Here is a 257-nt window from a genome sequence, read left to right on the forward strand (position 1 = left end):
TATCTAGGTAAAGATGACAATACTAAAGCGACGGTCACGACAACTAACCAGACTCGTGCGATTGCTATCACGACAGGTGCGAATAAAGAAGTCGCGTTAAACACTAGTGGTGCTGCTGTCGGAAATACTTATAGCTATACCATTACCAACAATGGTACTGACGTTACAGAAGCAGCCACTGCAGGTTCAGTATTATTCTCTGTAAATCCAACCGCTACTGGTACTGCTGGCGTTACTAATAACCCTAACATTGAGAT

At 43.2% G+C, this 257-nt stretch carries 1 protein-coding gene; it reads left to right on the forward strand.

The genetic code is table 11. The features are described 5' to 3' along the window. Positions 1 to 257, forward strand: a 257-nt coding sequence (locus AAEY75_RS16025) for a hypothetical protein (protein WP_352260151.1), incomplete at both ends; no start/stop codon positions are given.

Source organism: Psychrobacter sp. TB55-MNA-CIBAN-0194 (genome assembly GCF_040309505.1).
GTDB classification, from domain to species: Bacteria; Pseudomonadota; Gammaproteobacteria; order Pseudomonadales; family Moraxellaceae; genus Psychrobacter; species Psychrobacter fozii.